General features: G+C 67.5%; 16 protein-coding genes. 12 read left to right on the top strand and 4 right to left on the bottom strand.

Going from position 1 to position 20,630, the window contains the following annotated elements; translation table 11 throughout:
- Positions 1-30 precede the first annotated feature (30 nt).
- The 7 genes from P2T62_RS21745 (at position 31) to P2T62_RS21715 (ending at position 9,348) form a co-directional block, all read left to right on the top strand.
- Positions 31-2,196, top strand: coding sequence for a hydantoinase/oxoprolinase family protein (locus P2T62_RS21745; protein WP_276259120.1), 2,166 nt, complete (start codon positions 31-33; stop codon positions 2,194-2,196).
- Entirely contained in the window at positions 2,193-4,481 is a 2,289-nt protein-coding gene (locus P2T62_RS21740; protein ID WP_276259119.1) for a hydantoinase B/oxoprolinase family protein, read from the top strand. The genes P2T62_RS21745 and P2T62_RS21740 overlap by 4 nt, the downstream gene beginning before the upstream one ends.
- Before the next feature lie 9 nt (positions 4,482-4,490).
- Positions 4,491-5,012, top strand: coding sequence for an acetone carboxylase subunit gamma (locus P2T62_RS21735; RefSeq protein ID WP_276259118.1), 522 nt, complete (start codon positions 4,491-4,493; stop codon positions 5,010-5,012).
- A 188-nt stretch (positions 5,013-5,200) separates the two neighbouring features.
- Positions 5,201-5,428, top strand: a complete 228-nt coding sequence (locus P2T62_RS21730; RefSeq protein ID WP_276259117.1) for a hypothetical protein — start codon at positions 5,201-5,203, stop codon at positions 5,426-5,428.
- A gap of 5 nt (positions 5,429-5,433) precedes the next feature.
- Complete coding sequence (locus P2T62_RS21725) at positions 5,434-7,053, top strand: class I adenylate-forming enzyme family protein (protein ID WP_276259116.1); 1,620 nt, start codon at positions 5,434-5,436, stop codon at positions 7,051-7,053.
- A gap of 176 nt (positions 7,054-7,229) precedes the next feature.
- Entirely contained in the window at positions 7,230-8,819 is a 1,590-nt protein-coding gene (locus P2T62_RS21720) for an AMP-binding protein (RefSeq protein ID WP_276259115.1), read from the top strand.
- 109 nt (positions 8,820-8,928) lie between these two features.
- Positions 8,929-9,348, top strand: coding sequence for an SCP2 sterol-binding domain-containing protein (locus P2T62_RS21715; RefSeq protein ID WP_276259114.1), 420 nt, complete (start codon positions 8,929-8,931; stop codon positions 9,346-9,348).
- A 291-nt stretch (positions 9,349-9,639) separates the two neighbouring features.
- Here P2T62_RS21715 and P2T62_RS21710 read toward each other — a convergent pair whose 3' ends face one another.
- Both P2T62_RS21710 and P2T62_RS21705 read right to left on the bottom strand, forming a co-directional pair.
- Complete coding sequence (locus P2T62_RS21710) at positions 9,640-10,023, bottom strand: hypothetical protein (RefSeq protein WP_276259113.1); 384 nt, start codon at positions 10,021-10,023, stop codon at positions 9,640-9,642.
- Between the two features lie 436 nt (positions 10,024-10,459).
- A complete protein-coding gene (locus P2T62_RS21705) occupies positions 10,460-10,798 on the bottom strand; it encodes a DUF7964 domain-containing protein (protein WP_276259112.1) in 339 nt (112 codons plus the stop codon).
- Positions 10,799-11,552: 754 nt separating this feature from the next.
- Here P2T62_RS21705 and rdfA point away from each other — a divergent pair.
- Positions 11,553-12,176: a rod-determining factor RdfA gene (rdfA, locus tag P2T62_RS21700; protein WP_276259111.1), complete on the top strand. Its 624-nt coding sequence runs from the start codon at positions 11,553-11,555 to the stop codon at positions 12,174-12,176.
- A 183-nt stretch (positions 12,177-12,359) separates the two neighbouring features.
- Positions 12,360-14,303, top strand: a complete 1,944-nt coding sequence (locus P2T62_RS21695; RefSeq protein WP_276259110.1) for an archaea-specific SMC-related protein — start codon at positions 12,360-12,362, stop codon at positions 14,301-14,303.
- A gap of 100 nt (positions 14,304-14,403) precedes the next feature.
- Here the strand turns inward: P2T62_RS21695 and P2T62_RS21690 are convergent, their stop codons facing one another.
- Positions 14,404-15,174 carry an IclR family transcriptional regulator gene (locus P2T62_RS21690; RefSeq protein ID WP_276259109.1) on the bottom strand — a complete coding sequence of 257 codons (771 nt, stop codon included), beginning with the start codon at positions 15,172-15,174 and terminating at the stop codon, positions 14,404-14,406.
- Positions 15,175-15,842: 668 nt separating this feature from the next.
- Between P2T62_RS21690 and P2T62_RS21685 the strand changes: the two genes are divergently transcribed.
- The 3 genes from P2T62_RS21685 to P2T62_RS21675 all read left to right on the top strand — a co-directional run bounded on the left by P2T62_RS21685 (position 15,843) and on the right by P2T62_RS21675 (position 19,189).
- Complete coding sequence (locus P2T62_RS21685; protein WP_276259108.1) at positions 15,843-17,054, top strand: acyl-CoA dehydrogenase family protein; 1,212 nt, start codon at positions 15,843-15,845, stop codon at positions 17,052-17,054.
- Positions 17,055-17,158: 104 nt separating this feature from the next.
- On the top strand, positions 17,159-17,722 hold the full coding sequence (locus P2T62_RS21680) for a MaoC family dehydratase (protein ID WP_276259107.1): 564 nt from the start codon (positions 17,159-17,161) through the stop codon (positions 17,720-17,722).
- A 6-nt stretch (positions 17,723-17,728) separates the two neighbouring features.
- Positions 17,729-19,189: an acetyl-CoA hydrolase/transferase C-terminal domain-containing protein gene (locus P2T62_RS21675; protein WP_276259106.1), complete on the top strand. Its 1,461-nt coding sequence runs from the start codon at positions 17,729-17,731 to the stop codon at positions 19,187-19,189.
- Between the two features lie 44 nt (positions 19,190-19,233).
- Here the strand turns inward: P2T62_RS21675 and P2T62_RS21670 are convergent, their stop codons facing one another.
- Entirely contained in the window at positions 19,234-20,610 is a 1,377-nt protein-coding gene (locus P2T62_RS21670; protein ID WP_276259105.1) for an MmgE/PrpD family protein, read from the bottom strand.
- Positions 20,611-20,630: the final 20 nt, after the last annotated feature.

Raw genomic sequence — 20,630 nt, 5'->3', positions numbered from 1 at the left:
CACTCCCCGTGGACGGAGGCCAGACCATCGATGAGCACCGAAGACCAGTCAGAACACGAACCGCGTCTCCTCGCCCTCGACACGGGCGGTACCATGACGGACTCGTTCATCGTCGACGAGGAGGCGAACTACACGGTCGGAAAGGCACAGACGACGCCGGACGACGAGTCGGTCGGCGTCAAGAACTCGTTCGACAACGGGTTGGGTTACTGGGGCACCTCGTTCAGCGAGAGTGCCGCCTCGCTCGACGGCGTCGTCTACGCCGGAACGGCGATGCTCAACCGGCTTCTCGAGCGTGAGGGTGAGGGGGATATCGGCGTCATCACGACCGCCGGCTTCGAGGACCACCACCGGATGGGTCGGGGCATCGCCAGTTGGGCGGACCTGTCGTACGCGGGGCGGCTCCACGCCCGGGAGCACGAACACCCCGAACCGCTCGTCCCCCGGGAGAACATCAAGGGGGTCCGCGAGCGCGTCAACATGCTGGGCGTCCCGATCATCAGCATCTACGAGGACGAGATCCGCGAGGCCGTCCACGACCTGCTCGACCGGGATGTCCGGGTCATCGCCGTCTGCACGATCTTCTCCTACGCGAACCAGGAGCACGAGCAGAAGATCAAGGAGATCGCCGAGGAGATCAAGGACGAGCGCAACGACGACACGCCGGTCTGGCTCTCGAGCGAGCAGAACCCGGTCCGGGGCGAGACCCCGCGACTGAACACGCTCATCCTCGAAGCCTACGCCGTGGAGCCGTCGCGCGAGCAGCTCTACAACATCGAGGACACCCTGCAGGAGGAGGGGCTGGACTCGCCGTTCCGGGTCCTGACCTCGTCCGGTGGGACCATCGCGCCGGACCACGACTGGCTGGCCGAGACGATGCTGTCGGGCCCCATCGGCGGGGTGTTCGGCGGCGAGTTCATGACCGACAAGCTCGGCATCGACAACCTGGTCTGCTCGGACGTCGGGGGCACCAGCTTCGACGTGGCCCTCATCACCGAGGGGCACTACCCGACACGCTGGGACCAGACCCTGGCGCAGATCCCGACCAACATCCCGATGACGGCGCTGGACTCCATCGGCTCGGGAACCGGGTCGTACCTCCGTGTCGACCGCGCCTCCGACCGGATCGAGGTCGGGCCGGACTCGGCGGGCTACCTCGTCGGCGTCGCCAACGAAGACGCTGACGTCGAGACCCCCACCGTGACGGACTGCACGGCGCTGCTGGGGTACATCAACCCCGACTTCTTCCTCGGCGGTGACATCCCCATCGATGTCGACGCGGCCCGCGAGGCCATCGACGAGCAGCTCGCCAGCAACCTCGGCGAGGACCCCGTCGAGACGGCCCGTGGTGTGCTCAACATCGTCGAGCGCGACATGGCCAACGAGCTCCGCTCGATGGTCCACGGGCTGGGCTACTCGCCGGAGAACTACAACCTCATCAGCTACGGTGGCGGCGGCCCGCTCCACGCGGCCGGCTACACCAAGCCGCTGAACTTCAAGGACATCCTCGTCCCGGACTGGGCGGCGGCGTTCTCGGCGTTCGGCACCGCCTGCGCCGACTCCGCCTACCGGTACGACCAGTCCGTCGACGTCATCCTCCAGCCCGACTTCAGCAACGCCGACGACGTGGCCGACACGCTGACCGGGGTGTTCCACAAGGTGCGGGAGAAGGCGGCCGACGCCTTCGAGCGCGACGGCATCGACTCCGACGTCATGGAGTTCCGGCCGGCCATCCGCGCCCAGTACACCGGCATGCTCGACGACCTGGAGGTCCAGATCGAGGACTTCTGGGACGGGGGCTTGGACGGCGAGGACATCGAACAGGTCATCGAGCGGTTCGAGGACGAGTTCGGTCGCGTGTTCCAGCGTGCGGCTCGCTCGCCCGAGAACGGCTACCAGTTCACCGTCGCCATCGGTACGGGGGTCGCCCCCTCGACCAAGCCCGAACTCCCCGACGAGGAGCCGGTGTCGGCCGACACGCCGCCGGAGCAGGCTCACAAGAACGAGCGGGCCATCTACTGGGAGGGCGACTGGCACGACGCGGACATCTGGAACATGAATCACATCCAGGCCGGTAACGTCATCGAGGGGCCGGCGGTCACGGAGGCCCCGGCGACGACGATGCTGGTCCCGCCAGGCTGGGAGGCATCGCTCGACAACAACCGCATCTACCACCTGTCACCACCAGACCAATGAGCAAACCCGAATCAGAACTCCACGACCCAGGAACGACCACCCGCGAACGCGAGCTGGAGAAGGTCGACCCGCCAATCGGCTGGGACGGCCAGACCCTCCAGGAGATGCTCGACGAGGGCGAACAGCGCCTCGAGGAGACCGGGCGCTACCAGGGCCTCGACGAACTCGAGCTCAAGGAGAACGACCCGTTCAAGTACGAGCAGATGTACTCGCGGCTCCGGGGCGCGCTGGTCTCGGCCCGCGAGACCGCCCTGCACGTCTCGGCGTCACCCATCGTCCGCGAGATCGGGGAGCTGTGCTTCCAGATCTACACGCCCGAGGGCGACTCCGTTGCGGTGTCGACGGGCATCATCGTCCACGTCCACACCGGCTCGCTCGCGATCAAGTACATGATCGAGCAGGACTACGAGCACAACCGCGGCATCCAGCCGGGGGACGTCTTCTGCAACAACGACAACGACCTCGGCAACGTCCACACCACGGACGTCCACACCTTCGTCCCCATCTTCTACGACGACGAACTCGTCGCGTGGGCCGACGGTGTCACCCACGAAATCGACATCGGTGGGATGACCCGCGGCCACGACCAGGTCGCGTCCACGAACCGTCACGAGGACGGGCTGTACGCGACGTGTGAGAAGATCGGTGAGGACGACAAGCTGTACCAGGACTGGCGTGACCGCGGCCAGCGGGGTGTCCGCACCCCGATGTACTGGGACCTCGACGAGAAGTGTCGGCTCGCGGGGTGCCACATGATCCGCGAGGCGATCCACGAGATGATCGACGAGGTCGGCGTCGAGCTGTTCAAGGACTTCCTCTACGAGGCCGTCGAGGAAGGCCGCCAGATCATGGAGTCCCGGGTCAAAGAGCGGATGTTCCCCGGGACGTACCGCGAGGCCGGCTTCCACCCGATCCAGTGGGAGGACAAGGCCTGGCAGCCCGGGGCCCAGCAGAACATGATGAACCACCTCCCCATCGAGATGACCATCGACGGGGAGGGCGGGATGGAGCTGGACATGGAGGGTGCCACCCCACCCGGCCCGCACCCGTTCAACTGCGCGAAGGGCTCGATGGAGGGCGCCCTCTGGGTGTATCTCACCCAGTCCATCCTCCACGACGGGAAGGTCAACGACGGGGCCCACTACGCGGTGGACACCAACTACCCGGAGGGGACGGTGGTGAACCCGCAGGACCCCGAGCTGTCGTACCACACTCCGTGGCTGACGATCTTCCCCACCTACCTGGCCGTGTCGCGGGCACTCTCCAGCGGCTTCTTCTCGCGGGGGTTCCGCGAGGAGGTCGTCACGGGCTACGGGGAGCCCTGCGACGCGCTGCAGGGCGGGGGGAAGCTGATGGACTCGCTGGCCGACGCCATCCCGGACGCGCTGGGTGACTACTGGCCGGTGGGACCGTTCGACTTCTCGTGTCAGGGGCTCGGCGCCTCGGCGGTCCGGGACGGCCTCGATTACGGGTACGCGATGTTCAACCCGGAGGCCGACCTGGGCGACGTCGAGGAGTGGGAGCAGACCCAGTGGGGCCTCATCCAGCTGGCCCGGCGGGTCAAGCCCAACACGGCGGGGCACGGCAAGTACCGTGGCGGCTCCGGCTGGGAGGGGCTCCACACGATCATGGGCAGCGAGGACGTCTCGCTGTACGCGCTCAGCATCCCGACGGTGACGTGGTCGGGCGCCGGCATGTCCGGCGGCTACCCCGGCGGGACGAGCTACTCCGTGCGCGCACACGACACGGACCTGGCCAGGCGGACCGTCACGGACGAGCCGTACCCGCTCGACGACATGCCCCACCACGGCCGGATCGAGGAGCAGATCGAGGCCGAGGAGATCATCCGCGATCAGGACGGGATGTTCTTCCCGGAGCAGTTCGAGAACTACGACCTGCTCCGCTACCAGACCAGCGGCGGTCCGGGCTGGGGTGACCCGCTCGATCGGCCGCTCGAGAAGGTGAAGGAGGACATCGAGGAGGACATCTTCACGCCGGACGTGGTCGAGGAGGTGTACGGCGTGGTCGGCGAGTACGACGCGGAGAACCGCGAGTTCACGGTCGATCGCCCGGCCACGGCCGAGCGGCGCGAGGAGATCCGCGAGGAGCGCGCCGAGCGGACCCAGTCGTTCGAGGAGTTCTTCGATGAGGAGCGGGCCCGCGTGCGGAAGGGCGACTGGAACGACGGCGTCCAGTACATGTACGAGGGCGTCTTCGAGACGAGCGAGGAGTGGGCCCAGGACTTCCGCGAGTTCTGGGACCTCAGCGACGGCTACTCCCCCTAGGTGATACCAATGACTGATCTGGAACAAGCACGTGTGGAATCGCTCATCGACGGCGAGCTGTCCTGGAACGAGCTGCGCAACGAGGTGCTCCCGGACCCGAAGGACCCCGACCGCTTCGAGAAGACCCGAGCGGTGCTGCAGGAGCGGGTCGACTGGGACGACCCCATCCTCGTCCCGCTGAACGACCACCTGTACGTGGTCGGGACCGACGAGGGCCGCGTCATCAGGACCGACTGCGGCGAGGACCTCTGTGACGCCGGCGAGAACTGGAAGCGCTCCTGTCAGGTCTTCGTCCGGGAGGACGAGGACGAGTTCGAGGAGCTCTACGAGGAGTACATGCACGTCGACCCGGACTGGGCGTTCGAGCTCCGGGAGTGGTACTGCCCGGAGTGCTACCAGCTCCTCGACGTGGACGCGGTGCCGGTCGGCTATCCGGTGCTCACGCCGTTCGAACCGGACATCGACACCTTCTACGAGGAGTGGCAGGGTCGGCCTGCCCCGGACCGCGAGGGCGACCAGGCCGCGGACTGACGCCTCCTTCTGCCGCCCTCGTCGCGCCCTGACGGCGGGCGGCGTCCCCCCCAGCAGCTACCACCCCACACCATCAGCCAATGAGCAACCCAGGACCAGACCTCCACGACCCAGAGAACGGCCACCTGCGAACGTGAGTTCGACCATGTGGAGCCGCCAATCGGCTGAAACGGCCGATCCTCCGGGGGATGTTCGACGAGAGCGAGCGGGCGTCGTACAGGGGGACTGGAACGACGGCATCCAGTGGAACGTACGAGGGCGTCTTCGAGACGAGCGAGGAGTGGGCCGACGAGCTCCGCGAGTTCTGGGATCTCGGTGATGGGTACGCTCCCGAGCCGACCACGGCCCGACGGCCGCCCGCATTCCGGCGAATCCTTTGCGGTACAGTAACTTTTTACAAGATGCTCTGCAATTAGGTTGCATGCCGGCCGAAAGCGGCAGTACCACCAGTCGTCAGGGTAGCATCGAGCAGACGGGTACGGCGACGACACTCACCGACGCGCTGATCGACAGCCTCGACCGGTTCGCCGACCGTGTGGCCGTCAGGGTCGACGGCCAGGAGTACACCTACCGCGAACTCGACAAGCGGTCGAACGCGGTGGCGAACGCGCTCGTCGCACGCGGGGTCGAACCCGGTGACCGGGTCGCGCTGATGATGTCGAACTGTCTCGGCTACGTGATTGCGGACCTGGCCCTCCTGAAGGCGGGCGCGGTGAAGCTTCCGCTCAACGATATGCTGACCGAGGACGAGTTCGAGTACATGCTCCGGGACTCCGGGGCCGGTACCGTCATCGCCGGTCCGGAGTTCGTCGACACGCTCGCGTCGCTGGCCGACGCCGTCGACACCGTCGAGCGCGGGTTCGTCATCGAGGCCGAGGACGACCGGTTCGAGTCGCTGGCCGACCTAGAGGCCGAGGGTGACACCACGACCGCCCCGGACGTGACCGTTCGCCCCGAGGACCCGTCCGGTCACTTCTACACCGGCGGCACCACCGGTGACCCGAAGGGCGTCGTCCACTCACACGACAACTTCCTGCAGAACATGTACGCCCACATCACCGAGCTGGACCTGACGGGGAGCGACACGCTGCTCCTGATGACGCCGCTGCCCCACTCGGCGGGGGCGTTCCTGTGGGCGGCGCTGCTGGTCGGGGCGAAGTCGGTCATCCGGCCCGGGTTCGACCCCGGGCAGGCGCTCGCCGATATCGAAGAGTACGACGTGACCTGGACGTTCCTCGTCCCGACGATGATCTACACGGTGCTGGACCACCCGGACCTGGGGACGACGGACACGTCGTCGCTGGAGACGCTGGTCTACGGCGCCGCGCCGATGACGCCGGCCCGACTCCGCGAGGGGCTCGACGAGTTCGGCACCGTGTTCACGCAGTTCTACGGGCAGACCGAGGTGCCGAACCTCATCACCGTCCTCGGGAAACAGGAGCACCGCATCGCCATCGAGCAGGGCGAGGAACAGCGGCTCGGCTCCGCCGGTCAGCCGGCGTTGATGGCGGACGTGAAGATCGTCGATACGGAGACCGGCGAGCGCCAGCCCCCCGGCACGGAGGGCGAGATCCTGGCGACCGCGCCGTACGTCATGGACGAGTACTGGGAACTACCGGAGAAGACCGCCGAGACGGTCGAGGACGGCTGGGTCCACACCGGCGACGTGGGCAAGCGCGACGAGGACGGCTACGTCTACCTCCTCGACCGGAAGAGCAACATGATCATCTCCGGCGGGATGAACGTCTATAGCACCGATGTCGAGGACGTGCTGGTCACGCATCCGGGCGTGTCGCAGGTTGCCGTCATCGGGGTGCCCGACGAGAAGTGGGGCGAGGCGGTGACCGCCATCATCGTCCCCGACGACGAGTCCGTCACGGCCGAGGACATCCACGCGTTCGCCGACGAGGAGCTGGCCGACTACAAGCGCCCGAAACACGTCGAGTTCCAGGACGAGCTGCCACAGACCCCGTACGGGAAGATCGACAAGAAGGCGCTCCGGGAGCCGTTCTGGGAGGATTCGGATCGGGAGATCAACTGAGCCGGGACGGCCCTCTCTCACAGCGGGCGAACGGGGTCGACTGGCCATACGCCGGCGTACGGTGCCGGCTGGGGGAAAACCGTTAACTTCACTCGTGGTATGGTGTGGCACCATGGATATGCCAGGAACCGACGGGGGACGACACCCGCTCCGACCGACCGGGGTCCGGAGGACCGATGAGTCGAGCCGTGACTGAGGAGTACGAGACCGTCATCTCTCTCCTCGCCGACCGGGCAGCCAGCATCGGTGACGGACCGCTGGTCCACACCGCGGACCGGACCTACAGCTACCGGGACCTCCACCGTGACTCGAACGCGGTGGCGAACACGCTCGTCGACCGGGGGATCGAACCGGGCGAGCACGTCTGCACCTTCCTCGAGAACCGGCCAGAGTACCTCGCGGCCTGGTTCGGCATCGCCAAGGCCGGGGCGGTCATGGTCCCGCTGAACACCGACCTGCGGGATGACGGACTGGCGTACGTCCTCCGCGACGCCGAGCCGACGACGATTATCCTGGACAACTCGACCCGGGGGAACTACGAGACCGTCCGGAGCGACGAGCGGGTCGAGACGGAGTTCCTGCTCGGCGAGTCGACCATGGGCTCCCCGTACGAGCCGTTCGCGGCGCTGCTCGACGGCGAGCGGGCCGTCGGGCCGGACCGGACTCGGCGGGGCTCGGACCCGATGTCGATCATCTACACGAGCGGGACCACCGGGAAGCCGAAGGGGGTGATCCTCCCGCACTACTCGTACATCAACACCGGTCGCGTGTTCGTCGACACGGTGGTCTCCTCGGTCTCGGGGTCGGACCACCGCGCGTTCACCACGCTCCCGCTGTCGCACTGCAACGCCCAGCAGACGACCGTGACGGGGTCGATCCTGGCAGCGAGCGACTTCGCGCTGGCCGCGGAGTTCGACCCCGAGCGGTTCTGGGACCAGATCCGACGGCACGACGCGACCGTGTTCAACTACATCGGGACGATGATCACCAACCTCCACAACGCCGATGAGCGCCCGGACGACGCCGACAATCCGGCGGTGTTCGGCATCGGCGCCGACGCGCCGCCGGCGGTGATCGACGAGTTCGAACCTCGCTTCGACGTCCAGCTGGTCGAGGGCTACGGGCTCACCGAGACGGCGACGGTGGCCGCGCTCAACCCCATCGATGCCCCGCGGCGGGGTAGCATCGGCAAGCCGCTCCCCTGGACGGAGATCGAGATCGTCGACGAGGAGGACCGGCCGCTCCCGCCCGGCGAGGAGGGCGAGATCGTCGTTCGCCCGCTCGAACCGAACGCGTTCATGCTGGGCTACCACAACCAGCCCGAGGGGACCGTCGACGCCTGGCAGAACCTCTGGTTCCACACCGGTGACATCGGCTACAAGGACGAGGACGGCTACTTCTACTTCGTCGACCGGAAGGCGTACGCCATCCGCCAGCCGGGCGGGAACATCTCCTCCTACGAGGTCGAGAGCGTCCTCAGCGACCATCCCGACCTGAAGGAGGCGGCGGTGTTCGGCGTCCCCGTCGACGGGGGGTCCGAGGCGGTGAAGGCGGTGGTCGTCGCGAAGCCGGGCCGGACCCCGAACCCGGTCGACATCGTGGACTACTGCGACGGCAAGCTGGCCTACTTCAAGGTCCCGCGGTTCATCGACATCCGCGACGAACTCCCGAAGACGACGACCGAGCGCGTCAAGAAGTACGAGCTGATGGGCGAGCGCAACGAGGACGTGTGGGACCGCGAGCGTGGCTACGAGCTCAAGCGGTGAGGCGCCGCCGTCGACCGTACACCGTCCCCCGCGTCGCTCCGAGCCACGTGTCCACACACCAAGGTTTTTGTCGGGTGCCGTCAATCTCTGGCATGGCGGTGAATGCCACATGGCAAAGCAATTTCCAAGCGACGAGTGGTTCGATGAACTGGAGGACCGACTGAATGCGAACGAGACCTACGGCGAGCAGGCCGAGGGGTACGGGGTCGACTTCAACGGCGACTACATCTTCACCGTCGAGGCCGGTGATGGGCTCGCCGAGACCTACCACTACTTCATCGGCCTGGAGGACGGTGACTGCACCGGGACCCGCCGGGTGGACAACCCGGCCGAGGTCGACAACGGCTTCGAGCTCTCGGGCCCGTACGCGAACTGGAAGGCGCTCGTCCGCGGCGAGATGGGTGCCATCGAGGGAATCATGGGGGGTGACTTCGAACTCGACGGGAGCATGAACACCCTCCTCAAGTACCAGGACGCGGCGACGACGTTCGTCGAGACCTGCTCCGAGATCGAGACTGAGTTCGTGTGATCGGCGGCGGCGCACGTGGCGGGCCCTCGCTGACCCCCAGCCCGACGCCGACAGCCTCGCCGACGCCGATACCCACGGACACCCCGGTCGACGGCGGCCGCATCGGTGGCATCTGACGCCGTTCGGTACCTCTCTCCGTTCTCCGCCCGTTCCGGGATGGCCGGCCACTGCACCGAGAGCGCCGCCGGGGCCGGCAGCGACCAGGGCCGGTCGCCGTTCGGCTCCGCTGCCGACGTGTCTGTGAAGAACGAGTGTCAGCGGTCGGGCGTCCGGTCTCGTGGCCGCCCGGATTCAGTCCTGTTCGGGGGGTTCGGCCCGTTCGAGTCCCTCGACCACGCCACGGTGCTCCCAGTCCTCGGGCTGCCCCGGCTCCCGGCGGGTGTGGAGGTGGACGTCGCCGTTCGAGCGCAGCAGCAGGGCGTGCTGGAACCCGTCCGGGTCGGCGACGAGGCGGCAGACGTCCCAGTCGTCGTCCTCGTCGACGCCGAGGCTCCGGTTCATCCCGATGATCCGCCCGGACTGGTGGGTGAACACGAACTGCTGGATGCCCGGGGCCACCTCCGCCGTCTCCTGTGGCCGCTGGATGAGGACCTCGACCTCGCCGATGTCGGGATCGGTCACGCGAACGGTGTCCCCCCGGCTCAGGTCGCGCACGGCTGTGGCAATCTCTGGCATGACATCGGTACGAGGGCGTGGAATGAGTTATAGCTGGGGGTCACCCTCCGGCGTCAGCTCCGGAGGCCACCGACGTCCCGCCGGTGCCGCCCCCTACATCGGCGGCCTGCCGGTCCAGCCCCCGAAGGTACCGCTCGTCCCGCCGGCGGTGACCTCGCCGGAGAACCTCGCGAGGCTCGCGTTCAGCTTCCCGCCGGACCAGTGTGAGACTACGACCCCGACGACCCATCGGTCGACCCGGTCGGGAACCCGACCGCGACCTGCCAGGTCGACCAGCCGGTCCCGGAGGTCGTCACACCGGAGACGGTGGTCAACGTCATCACCAACCCACCCAGCTACGACCTACCCGACATCGAGGACGAGCGGCTCCCAATCGACGTGTCGGCCACGCTCCCCGCTGACCGCCGCTTCACCCTTTCAGGAGTCCGCCTGGGAGTCAGCCCATGTCGACCGTGCCGGACTCCTCGTCGAGCATCCCCTGCTCGAACTCGTCCCCGTACTGCTCGTCGACCCACTCCCGGACCCGGGCCTCCTGTCGCTCGACGGTCCACTCGTCGTCCGGGAACGACTCGAACTGGACCCAGCCACCCTCCTCATCGGCGTAGCCCAGGAGGTGGACCTCGCCGGCCTCGCTGCTGTAGAACGCCATCGTGTAGATGACGAACGGGTCGTCGCCACCCTTGAGCACCGACAGAGGCACGATGCGAGCGTCCTGCTGTTTGAGCTGCTCCGCCTCGTCGTTCGTCAGGGCCCGGTCTGGCAGTGCGTCGATCACGACAGCCGGTTCTCCGGACGCCGACAAAACAGTTCGGGCTCCAGGGGGATGCCGCTGGGACGCTCGCACGGGAGAGGCGGGTCCGCGCCGACGACGGTCAGCCCCTTCCACTCCCGGCCGAGGCCGCCGGGCGCATGGAGCGCACGTACCGAGCCAGCACGGTGTGAAGCGGCCCTGGAAAGCCACGCGGGGCGGGAGTGAAAGGGGCCACGGGAGCTTTCTCCCCGGGACGCCGGCACGACCTGGGACGGCTCCGCAGTCGAGAGGCAGGTGCACACGATTTTGATATTATTATTTAGAGAAAGTGGGTCGTAGACTCGGGGGATGCTATGTACGGTTGAATCTCTACTGAATGGGTTCGAATTTGAACTCTGGGCCAGGTTCGTATCTAATATGATTTATAAATTCTAGAAATATACTTCTAGTACTTTCTATGGATTTTAGGTGAAAGGCCGGGGTTTCTGGGGGGGAATGGTCCACACCGACACCGTCACCGTAGGTCTGCGCAACCTCGGAAGGCTCGCATCTGCTCCGTATCTGGGTCTTGTGGGCGTTCCGGAGGGACTGCGTCGGCGGTGCTCCAGGGTTCGCTCATGGGGTGTCTCTCGCCTCGGATCCCTCTTGTGCTCCCGGGAATGTGTTACAGGGAATTATGCAAACACCGTCCTGTCTCAGCCCATGGCCCCGTGTCGAACGCCGACCGGTGGCCGCAGCGAGGACCAGGGGTTATGTGTCCCGGGTCGGTAGCCGTCGCATGAGCGATTCGGGGAACGACGCTGCCGGGACTTCGAGGCGGAGCAAGGTCCAGCGTCTCATCGACCAGTACGAGCTAGGCGACTACGGCGCCCAGCTCGAACGCGCGTGGACGGCCGGGGAGGACCGGCGGAGCCTCAGGCAGCTCGCCGACGAGTTCAACGTCCGTATCCTGGCCACGAAGCTCGTGGATGCGGGCGCCGAACCCCTGGAGGGCGAGGCGACGAACATGTACCGGCTCCTCACCGAGGACGACGTGAGCAGTGGTGTCCGCCGGCAGACGGAGGCCCGCCTCGAACAGCACGGGCTCGACCCCGCGACGGTCCGCGAGGAGTTCGTCTCGCATACGTCCATCCACACCTACCTCACGAAGTGGCGTGACGCCTCACCGCCGACCGATGACGCCGACCGGGGCCCTACCGTTCGGGATCGGATCAACCGGCTGGAGACGCGACTCACGGCCGTCGCCGAGCAGGGTATCGACTCGCTCGAGAACGCGGGCGAGGTGAGGGTCGGCGACATGGACGTCATCGTCGAGACCCGGGCGCACTGTCGGGGCTGTGGTCGCCGATACCGGGTCGGCGAACTCCTCGAGCGGGGCGGATGTCACTGTGGGCCGGCCTGACTTTACAGTTGTATGCGTGTAAGGGGTGTGCCGCCGCCGCCCGGGAGGCTCGCGGACACGGGCGTCGACGCTGCTGGACGGCCTTTACAGCTGTATTGATGTAACGCTCTCTGGTCGTCGACCGGGCGAGCCGGGGGGTGGATGTCAAGGTCTATAGTCCCGGCTCGTGAGCGTCCAGGAAGGATGAGTGAACTACTGCAGCAGGACATGGAGGTGTCCGTCGAGAACATCGGCGGCATCGACGAGACGACCGTCGCGCTCTCCCCGGGGGTCACCGTCCTCACCGGCCGCAACGCCACGAACCGGACGTCGTTCCTGCAGGCCCTCATGGCGGTGCTGGGGAGCGACAACGCGACGCTCAAGGGGGATGCCGACCGGGGCGAGGTGACGTTGCGGACCGACGACGCTGCGTACTCGCGGACGCTGGTCGGGAGCGGGGATGGGGTCACGTTCCGGGGGGACCCCTACCTCGACGACCCGGAGGTCGCGGACACCTTCGCGTTCCTCCTGGAGGCCAACCCCGCACGGCGTGCGGTCGTCCGCAACGACGACCTGCGGGAGCTCATCATGCGGCCGGTCGATACCGACGCCATCGAGGCCGAGATACGGTCGCTGACCCGGGAGAAACAGCGCATCGACGAGGAGATCGAGGAGCTGGAGGCGGAGTTCGAGCGCCTGCCGGAGCTGGAGACACAGCTCGCCGACCTCGAGGAGGCGGTCGAGTCGAAGCGGGCGGAGCTCGAGTCCGAGCGGGCGGAGCTGGCGGCGGCCGAGGCGGATGTCGAGGAGCAACGGGAGGTGAAAGCGGAGCTGGAGGAGACGCTGGAGGCGCTCAACGACGCCCGCTCGGAGCTTTCGGAGACCCGCCGGAGCATCGGGGTCGAACGGGAGGCACTCGAGATGCTCGAGGCGGACCTCGCGGAGCACCGCGAGGAGCTGGCGGCGATGCCCGACGCGCCGATGGGCGAGCACGCGGAGCTGGAGGCGGAGATCGGCAGGCTCCGAACGGAGGCCTCGGACATCGACTCGCAGATCAACGACCTGCAGAGCGTCATCCAGTTCAACCGTGATATGCTCGAGGGGGACGCGCCCGAGGTCCTGTCGGAGTTCGGGGACGGGCCCGAGGGGGCGGACGCCGTGACCGACCAGCTCGTCGCGCCCGGTACGGTGACCTGCTGGACGTGCGGCTCCGAGGTCGAGGAGGGGGAGATCGAGCGGACCCTCCAGGTCCTCCGGGACGTGAACGAGGAGAAGTACAGCGAGCGGACGGAGATCAGGGACCGCATCGAGGAGCTGGAATCCCGGCGGAAGGAACTGGAGCGACAGCAACAGGAGCGCGAGCGGCTGGAGTCACGGATCGCGGAGGCGGAGGCGGAGGTCGAGACCCGGGAGGGGACCGTCACGGAGCTGCAGGGGCGGAAGGCGGAGCTGCTCGACGAGGTCGAGTCCCTCGAGGCGGCGGTCGAATCCCTGCAGGAGGAGGACTACAGCGAAATCCTGGACCGACACCGGGCGGTCAACCAGCTCGAGTTCGAGCTGTCACGGGTCGAGTCGGAGCTCTCGGAGACCCGGTCCGAGATCGAGGCCATCGAGGCCATCGAGGACAACCGGGACGACCTGGCGGAGCGGCGCGAGGAACTCGCGTCCGAGCTCGCGGACCGCCGGACCCAGGTCGACCGCATCGAGGCCGACGCCGTCGAGCAGTTCAACGGGCACATGGATGCGATACTCGGCATCCTCGAGTACCGGAACATCGAGCGGGTCTGGATCGAGCGCCGGGAACGGACGGTCCGTGAGGGGCGCTCGAAGACCCGGAAGAGCACGTTCGACCTCCACATCGTCCGGAGCTCCGACAGCGGTACCGTGTACGAGGACACCATCGACCACCTCTCGGAGAGCGAACGGGAGGTGGTCGGTCTCATCTTCGCGCTCGCGGGCTACCTCGTCCACGACCTGAACGACGAGGTCCCGTTCATGCTGCTGGACTCGATGGAGGCGCTCGACAGCGCCCGCATCGCCGCACTGGTCGAGTACTTCGAGCGGTTCGTCGACACCATCGTCATCGCGCTCCTCCCCGAGGACGCCGCCGCCCTCGACGAGCGGTACGAGCGTGTGACCGACATCTGAAGCCCGGCGGGCTGTTCGTCCTCCCCGACTCCTCCTCGGCGCCCCGACCGACGGGCTGTTCCCCACTCCCCGGCGCCGCCCCGCTGTCCCGACCGCCGGCCTACGAGTAGGTGATGTTCAGTTCGAGTTCGTTCGCGGTCCCGAGGAGGAGGTCCGGGAGGTCGTCGAGGAGGTACTCCCCCTTCAGCCGGTGCGTGGGACCGGAGATGGAGAGGGCGCCGATCACCGTCCCGTCCTGCAGCTGGACCGGAACCCCGACAGCGTGGAGCCCCTCGATGTTCTCCTCGCGGTTGAGGGCGAACCCGCGGTCGCGGATGTCGGCGAGTTCGTCGCGCAGCGCCCCCTCGTCGGTAATCGTCGCCGGCGTCACCGCGGGCAGACCCCAGCGGTCGAGTATCTCGTCGACGGTCTCGTCGGGCAGGTGGGCGAGGATGGCCTTCCCGGCGGAGGTGGAGTGGAGGTGCATCCGCTTGCCGGTTCCCGACCCCGTCTCGACCGCGTGCGCACCCGACTCCCGGTAGAGGAACACGCCACGGCCCAGCTCCTCGATGACGAACTGCGACCGCTCCTCGGTCTCCTCGGCCAGCTCGGTGACCTTCTTGGCTGCCATCCCGTACTCGGGCTTGCGGGTGCGCGAGTACTCGCCGAACCGGAGGAATCGGGTTCCGATCTGGTAGCTCTCGCCCTCCTTGACCAGGTAGCCCAGCCGGTGGAGTGTCGTGAGGTACCCGTGGACGGTGCTCTTGGCCATGTCGAGTTCGGCTGCGAGTTCCGAGACACCCGCTCCCTCCATCTCCATGACCGTCTCCACGATCTCCATCGCCCGCTCGACCGATTTCACCTGCCCGCCCTGTGTCCCGTGGTGCTCCATGCGTGTGGCTCACGTGACCGACCCACATAATTCGTTCGGCATCGGTGAACGCTCGTCCGCAATCACCGAATCAATCGGTATCGCCGCCGAAACACCTGCGAACGCTGCCTCAGGGCTGCCGCGCCGTATCTCCCCGACCAGACGAACGGCGGACCGGATGCCCACGAGCAGGGCCGAGCAACGTGTGTCATGGCCCAGCAGGCGCCGAGATGCCGACTCGCTGGTGCCCGTGCCGCATCGCTGAACCGACCGTGTGGCGGCGGTCGCGGCACGGATCTCCCCGTAAGTCGGCAACACTCCCCGATCTGATCGAGATTCCGTGCTATACTGGGATCTATACCCGGGGTTATGCCCGATTGTCCCACGTTTTCGCTCAATACCTCTCAATACTCTCGATCGGCTCGTCGAAGGGGCGTTCAGCCATCCCGAACGGTGTGCGTGAACTGGTGACATGGGCGGTGTCGGATCAGCCATTTCAACGGCCGTCGTGGGCGCTCTGGGCGGTGGTCTCTCGACCGGGCCTGGCGGGCGGTGGCGGACCGTTCGTCATCGCTGAACAGGTCGTCCCCTGTCCGGGGTGCGACACCGGCACGCCCGGTGGCCGCGAGACGGGGTACCGGCCCTGACGAATAGATTTATCTCTGCCCCGTCCCTCGCCGTCGGTATCCATGGGACAGCTACTGTCGGCTATGCAGACCGTAGAACTATCCGAGGGTCAGCGGCTCGTCCAGAAGAGCATCAGGGAGATCTGCGAGGACTTCGGCGACGAGTACTGGCGCGAGCGCGACCGCCGCGAGGAGTATCCGACCGAGTTCGTCGACACGCTTGCGGAGGAGGGCTGGCTGGGCGCGCTGGTCCCCGAGGAGTACGGTGGGCCGGGGATGACGACGAGCGAGGTCGTCGTCATGATGGAGGAGATCGCCGCGAGCGGCGGCGGGTTCGCGGCGGCACAGGCGATCCACGGCGGCATCTACAACGTCCCGCCGATCGTCAACTACGGGAGCGAGGCGATGAAGGAGGACCTGCTCCCGCGGCTCGCCCGCGGCGAGGCCAGCATCCAGTCGCTCGGGCTGACCGAGCCCAACGCCGGGTCGGACTCGACCTCCATCGAGACCTCGGCCACCCGGGACGGGGACGAGTACGTGATCGACGGCCAGAAGATCTGGATCTCCCGGGTCGACGCCACGGACTACATCGTCCTGATGGCCCGGACGACCCCGAAGTCGGAGGTCGAGAAGCGGACCCAGGGCATCTCGATGTTCCTGGTCGACGTCGACGACATCCAGTCCCAGGGCAGCTTCGAGATGCGGTCCATCCCGAAGACGGCCACCGGTGCCGTCCACTCCTACGAGCTCTGGTTCGAGGGCGCCCGCGTCCCCGCCGAGAACCTCATCGGCGAGGAGGGTCGTGGCTTCTACCAGGTCCTCGACGGGCTGAACGAGGAGCGGCTCGTGATCGCCGCCGAGTGCATCGGGCTCGGTGAGGCGGCCATCATGGCCGGGGTCGACTACGCCAACGACCGCGAGGTGTTCGACCGCCCCATCGGGAAGAACCAGGCCATCCAGCACCCGCTGGCGGAGGCGTTCGCGCACCTGATGGCGGCGAAGCAGGTCGTCTACGGGGCGACCGAGCGCATCCACGACGCCGACCGCAGCATGGCGGGCGTGCAGGCCAACATGGCGAAGTACCTCGCCGCGGAGTCGGCGTTCGAGGCCGCGGACATCGCCGTCCAGGCCCACGGCGGCTTCGGCGTGGCCCGCGAGTACGACGTCGAACGCTACATGCGCGAGGCGCGCCTGACCCGCCTCGTGCCCATCACGCAGGAGCTCGCCCTCAACTACCTCGGGACGAACGCGCTGGGGCTCCCCCGGTCGTACTGACACCGACTCCGCCGACCGTCCCGCCCGTTCACCCGACGGTGCCGCGTCCGTGTGCTGCACCCACACACTTATGGTCGAGACAGGGCCAGTAGAGGTGAACGCATATGGACGATTCCGACAGCCCCCCCGAGAAGCGACTGGTGTCCGGCTGGCAGGGCCGGTACTACGAGGACTTCGAGGTCGGCGACATCTACAAGCACCCGTACGGTCGGACGATCACCGAGACGGACGACGTCTGGTTGACGAACGTGACGATGAACCTCAACCCGATGCACTTCAACGAGGCGTACGCCGCCGAGACGGAGTTCGGCGAGCGGCTGGTCAACGGGCTCGTCGTCATCGCGACCGCGGTCGGGATGAGCGTCATCGACATCTCGCAGAACGCGACGGCCAACCTCGGCTACGACGAGGTCCGTCACCACGGGCCCATGTTCCACGGGGATACGCTGTTCGCGGAGAGCGAGGTCATCGAGAAGCGCGAGTCCGACTCCCGGGACCACGTCGGAATCGTCCGGACCGCACTTCGCGGCTACAACCAGGACGACGAACTCGTCCTCTCGTTGAAACGGACCCCGATGGTGCTCAAGCGCGAGTACGCCGACCCGACTCCGGAGCAGCCGCCCGGGTGGCCGGCCGGTGTCGGGACCACGCGGACGGACATCGCGTGATTCCTGATGGAGCCTGTGAACGCGCGGTTCAGCGGTGACGTTCCGGTCGTCGACGCGGTGGAGGCGGCTTCGTTCGTCGGAACGAACGCGACGATGGCCGTCAGCGGCTTCGGCAGTGTCGGCTACCCGAAGGCGGTCCCCCGAGAGATCCGGGACGCCGCCGAGGACTACGGACTGACAGTCATCAGTGGCGGCAGCCTCGGCGCCGAGATCGACACGGACCTCGTCGAGGCCGGCGCCATCGACCGCCGGTTCCCCTACCAGGCGCAGGCGGCCTCGCGCAACGCCATCAACGACGGGCGGATCCACTTCCACGACCGGCACGTCTCCCCGCTCGCCGACGAGGTCGCCTTCGGGCAGTACGGCACCGTCGACGTCGCGGTCGTCGAGGCGGTCGCGGTCGGCCCCGACTGGCTCGTCCCGAGCACCGCGCTCGGCCCGACGCCCGCGTACGTGGCGGCCGCCGAGCGGTTGATCGTCGAGGTCAACGAGGCACAGCCCCTCGGGCTCCAGGCGCTCCACGACGTCTACCGGCCGTCCTCCCCGCCCCACCGTGACCCCATCCCACTGACCGACCCGGGCGGGCGGATCGGGGGCGCGAAGATCCGGTTCGAGCCCGAGAAACTCGCGGCGGTCGTCCGGACCGAGGCCCCCGACAGCCCGTACGAGTTCCGCGACCCGACCGGGCCCGACCTTTCTATCGCCGACAACCTCGTCGAGTTCCTCTACGCGGAGCTGGAGCGCAATCCCGTGCTGGCGGAGTCGGTCGCGCTCCAGTTCGGCGTCGGGTCGCTCGGCAACGCGCTGATGGGGGCGTTCGAGTCCGTCGACTTCGGCGACCGGGACGTCGTCTACTTCGGCGAGGTCATGCAGGACGGGCTGCTGGACATGCTCGACGCGGGCAACCTCGAGGCGGCCAGTGCCGCCTCGCTGGCCCTCTCGACCGAGGGGCAGGAGCGACTGTTCGACGACATCGACCGGTACAAGGAGTCCGTGGTGCTTCGCCCGTCGGATATCTCCAACAGCCCGGAGCTGATACGCCGGTTCGGTGTCGTGGCGGTCAACTCCGGCCTCGAGGTGGACGTCTACGGCCACGTCAACTCCACCCACCTGAACGGCTCGCACGTCGTCAACGGCATCGGCGGGAGCGGCGACTTCATCCGCAACGCGCACCTCTCGGTCGTCACGCTGCAGTCGACCGCCGCCGGTGGCGACATCTCCCGCATCGTCCCGATGGTCCCGCACGTCGACCACACGGAGCACGACGTCTCCATCGTCGTGACCGAACAGGGCGTCGCCGACCTCCGGGGACTGGACCCCCGGGAACGGGCCGAGACGCTGGTCGAACACTGTGCCCATCCGGAGTACCGTCCCGACCTCCGCGCGTACCTCGACCGCGCGGCGGCGACCGGCGGTCACATCCCCCACGACCTCGAGACGGCGCTCTCCTGGCACGCCGACCGCTGAATCCTCGACTCTACGCGAAAAGCTGTTTCTCGACCCTTCGTCCCCTACACCCGGAGGTCCGCGAACACCGAGCCGACCTCGTCGACGGTGTCGAGCGAGAGACACCACTCGCGGACGCCTGCGGCCTGTGACTCGGTCAGCAGCCCCTCGACGAGTGCGTCGAACTTCGCCCCCAGCTCCTCGTCGCTCATCGGCTGCTGCCAGTGGCCGTTCGGGTAGTCGATCTCGGTCTCGTAGGTCCCCTCGGCGGTCGTGACGCGGGCCCGTGCGGGGATGAGCCCCGGGTTCTCGGCCCGCCGCCGGGTGATGTCGGGGGCCTCGCTGACGCTGACCGTCGCCATCAGGTCGTGGACCTGCGGGTCCGAGAGGCGGTCGGGTGCGTACTGCCGGGGGGTGACCTCGCCGTCGAGGATGCCGACCGCGACCGAGTAGGGGATGCTGTGGTCCGCGGTCTCGCGGTTCAGGTCCGACGACCACTTCTCCGGGCTCGCCAGCACCTGCACCGCCTGCTCGAACTCCTCGATCTCGATGGCCTCGATCTCGTCGGGGGCGATCTCGTGTGTCTCGACCAGGTCGAGGACGGCCGTGATGGGCGCCTGCATGAAGTACCCGCAGGCGTACGGCTTGAAGTTCGTCCGCGTGATGCGGTAGGACGCCCCGTCGCGCCCACCCCATTCCTCGACCGCGACCTCGTCCTGTGCGACCGTCTCGAAGAAGCCGCCCTCGCCCTCGAACACCGCGGTCGGCCCGGTCAGCCCGTTCCGGGCCATCCCGCAGGCCTGGACGGCGTTGTGAGCCACGTACGGCATGGCGACGCCCTTCCACATCGAGACGTCGCCGAGTCGCGAGACGAGCAGCCCGTTGCTGGAGGTGCCGGCGATGCCGATGGCGTCGACCAGCTGGTCCTTCGAGAGCCCCATCAGCTTCCCCACGGCCGCCGCAGAGGAGTAGGTCCCCCAGGTCACGTAGTCGAACCCGTTGTCCCAGATGGCGCCGGTGTCGATGCCCGCGGACTGGATCTCGTAGGCGACGACGATGGCCTCGATCAGTTCGCGCCCGGTTCGGCCCTCGGCCTCCGCGACGGCGAGCAGTGCCGGGATGTGGTCGCTCGGGTGGCAGACGGACGACCCGCTGATGTAGCAGTCGTTGTAGTCGAGGTAGCGGACCATCGCGCCGTTGACGAGGGCGGCGTACTCGACGGGGATCTCCCGGTCGGTCCCCAGGACGGTCGCGCTGTCCGGGGCCGTCCGGTCCGCGAACGTCTCGCGGAGTGCCTTGCTCGGTTCGCTCGTGTACGCCCCGACACAGCACCCCAGCGAGTCGAGGACGAGCCGCTCGGTCTGTTCCACGACCTCCTCGGGCAGCGACTCGAAGGAGACCTCCATTGCGTACTCGGCCAGCAGGTTGCTCGACAACTGCATACCTCCACGACCCGCGACCG

It is taken from the genome of Haloglomus litoreum (assembly GCF_029338515.1).
Lineage (GTDB): Archaea > Halobacteriota > Halobacteria > Halobacteriales > Haloarculaceae > Haloglomus > Haloglomus litoreum.
Note: the sequence above shows the minus strand (reverse complement) of the source record. Positions and strands in the feature narration are given on the sequence as shown.

What these genes read in the sequence shown, in the direction of transcription:
- P2T62_RS21745 (WP_276259120.1), top strand. Translation starts at nt 31, where the DNA reads ATGAGCACCGAAGACCAGTCAGAACACGAACCGCGTCTCCTCGCCCTC.
- P2T62_RS21740 (WP_276259119.1), top strand. Translation starts at nt 2,193, where the DNA reads ATGAGCAAACCCGAATCAGAACTCCACGACCCAGGAACGACCACCCGC.
- P2T62_RS21735 (WP_276259118.1), top strand. Translation starts at nt 4,491, where the DNA reads ATGACTGATCTGGAACAAGCACGTGTGGAATCGCTCATCGACGGCGAG.
- P2T62_RS21730 (WP_276259117.1), top strand. Translation starts at nt 5,201, where the DNA reads ATGTTCGACGAGAGCGAGCGGGCGTCGTACAGGGGGACTGGAACGACG.
- P2T62_RS21725 (WP_276259116.1), top strand. Translation starts at nt 5,434, where the DNA reads ATGCCGGCCGAAAGCGGCAGTACCACCAGTCGTCAGGGTAGCATCGAG.
- P2T62_RS21720 (WP_276259115.1), top strand. Translation starts at nt 7,230, where the DNA reads ATGAGTCGAGCCGTGACTGAGGAGTACGAGACCGTCATCTCTCTCCTC.
- P2T62_RS21715 (WP_276259114.1), top strand. Translation starts at nt 8,929, where the DNA reads ATGGCAAAGCAATTTCCAAGCGACGAGTGGTTCGATGAACTGGAGGAC.
- P2T62_RS21710 (WP_276259113.1), bottom strand. Translation starts at nt 10,023, where the DNA reads ATGCCAGAGATTGCCACAGCCGTGCGCGACCTGAGCCGGGGGGACACC.
- rdfA (WP_276259111.1), top strand. Translation starts at nt 11,553, where the DNA reads ATGAGCGATTCGGGGAACGACGCTGCCGGGACTTCGAGGCGGAGCAAG.
- P2T62_RS21695 (WP_276259110.1), top strand. Translation starts at nt 12,360, where the DNA reads ATGAGTGAACTACTGCAGCAGGACATGGAGGTGTCCGTCGAGAACATC.
- P2T62_RS21690 (WP_276259109.1), bottom strand. Translation starts at nt 15,174, where the DNA reads ATGGAGCACCACGGGACACAGGGCGGGCAGGTGAAATCGGTCGAGCGG.
- P2T62_RS21685 (WP_276259108.1), top strand. Translation starts at nt 15,843, where the DNA reads ATGGGACAGCTACTGTCGGCTATGCAGACCGTAGAACTATCCGAGGGT.
- P2T62_RS21680 (WP_276259107.1), top strand. Translation starts at nt 17,159, where the DNA reads ATGGACGATTCCGACAGCCCCCCCGAGAAGCGACTGGTGTCCGGCTGG.
- P2T62_RS21675 (WP_276259106.1), top strand. Translation starts at nt 17,729, where the DNA reads ATGGAGCCTGTGAACGCGCGGTTCAGCGGTGACGTTCCGGTCGTCGAC.
- P2T62_RS21670 (WP_276259105.1), bottom strand. Translation starts at nt 20,610, where the DNA reads ATGCAGTTGTCGAGCAACCTGCTGGCCGAGTACGCAATGGAGGTCTCC.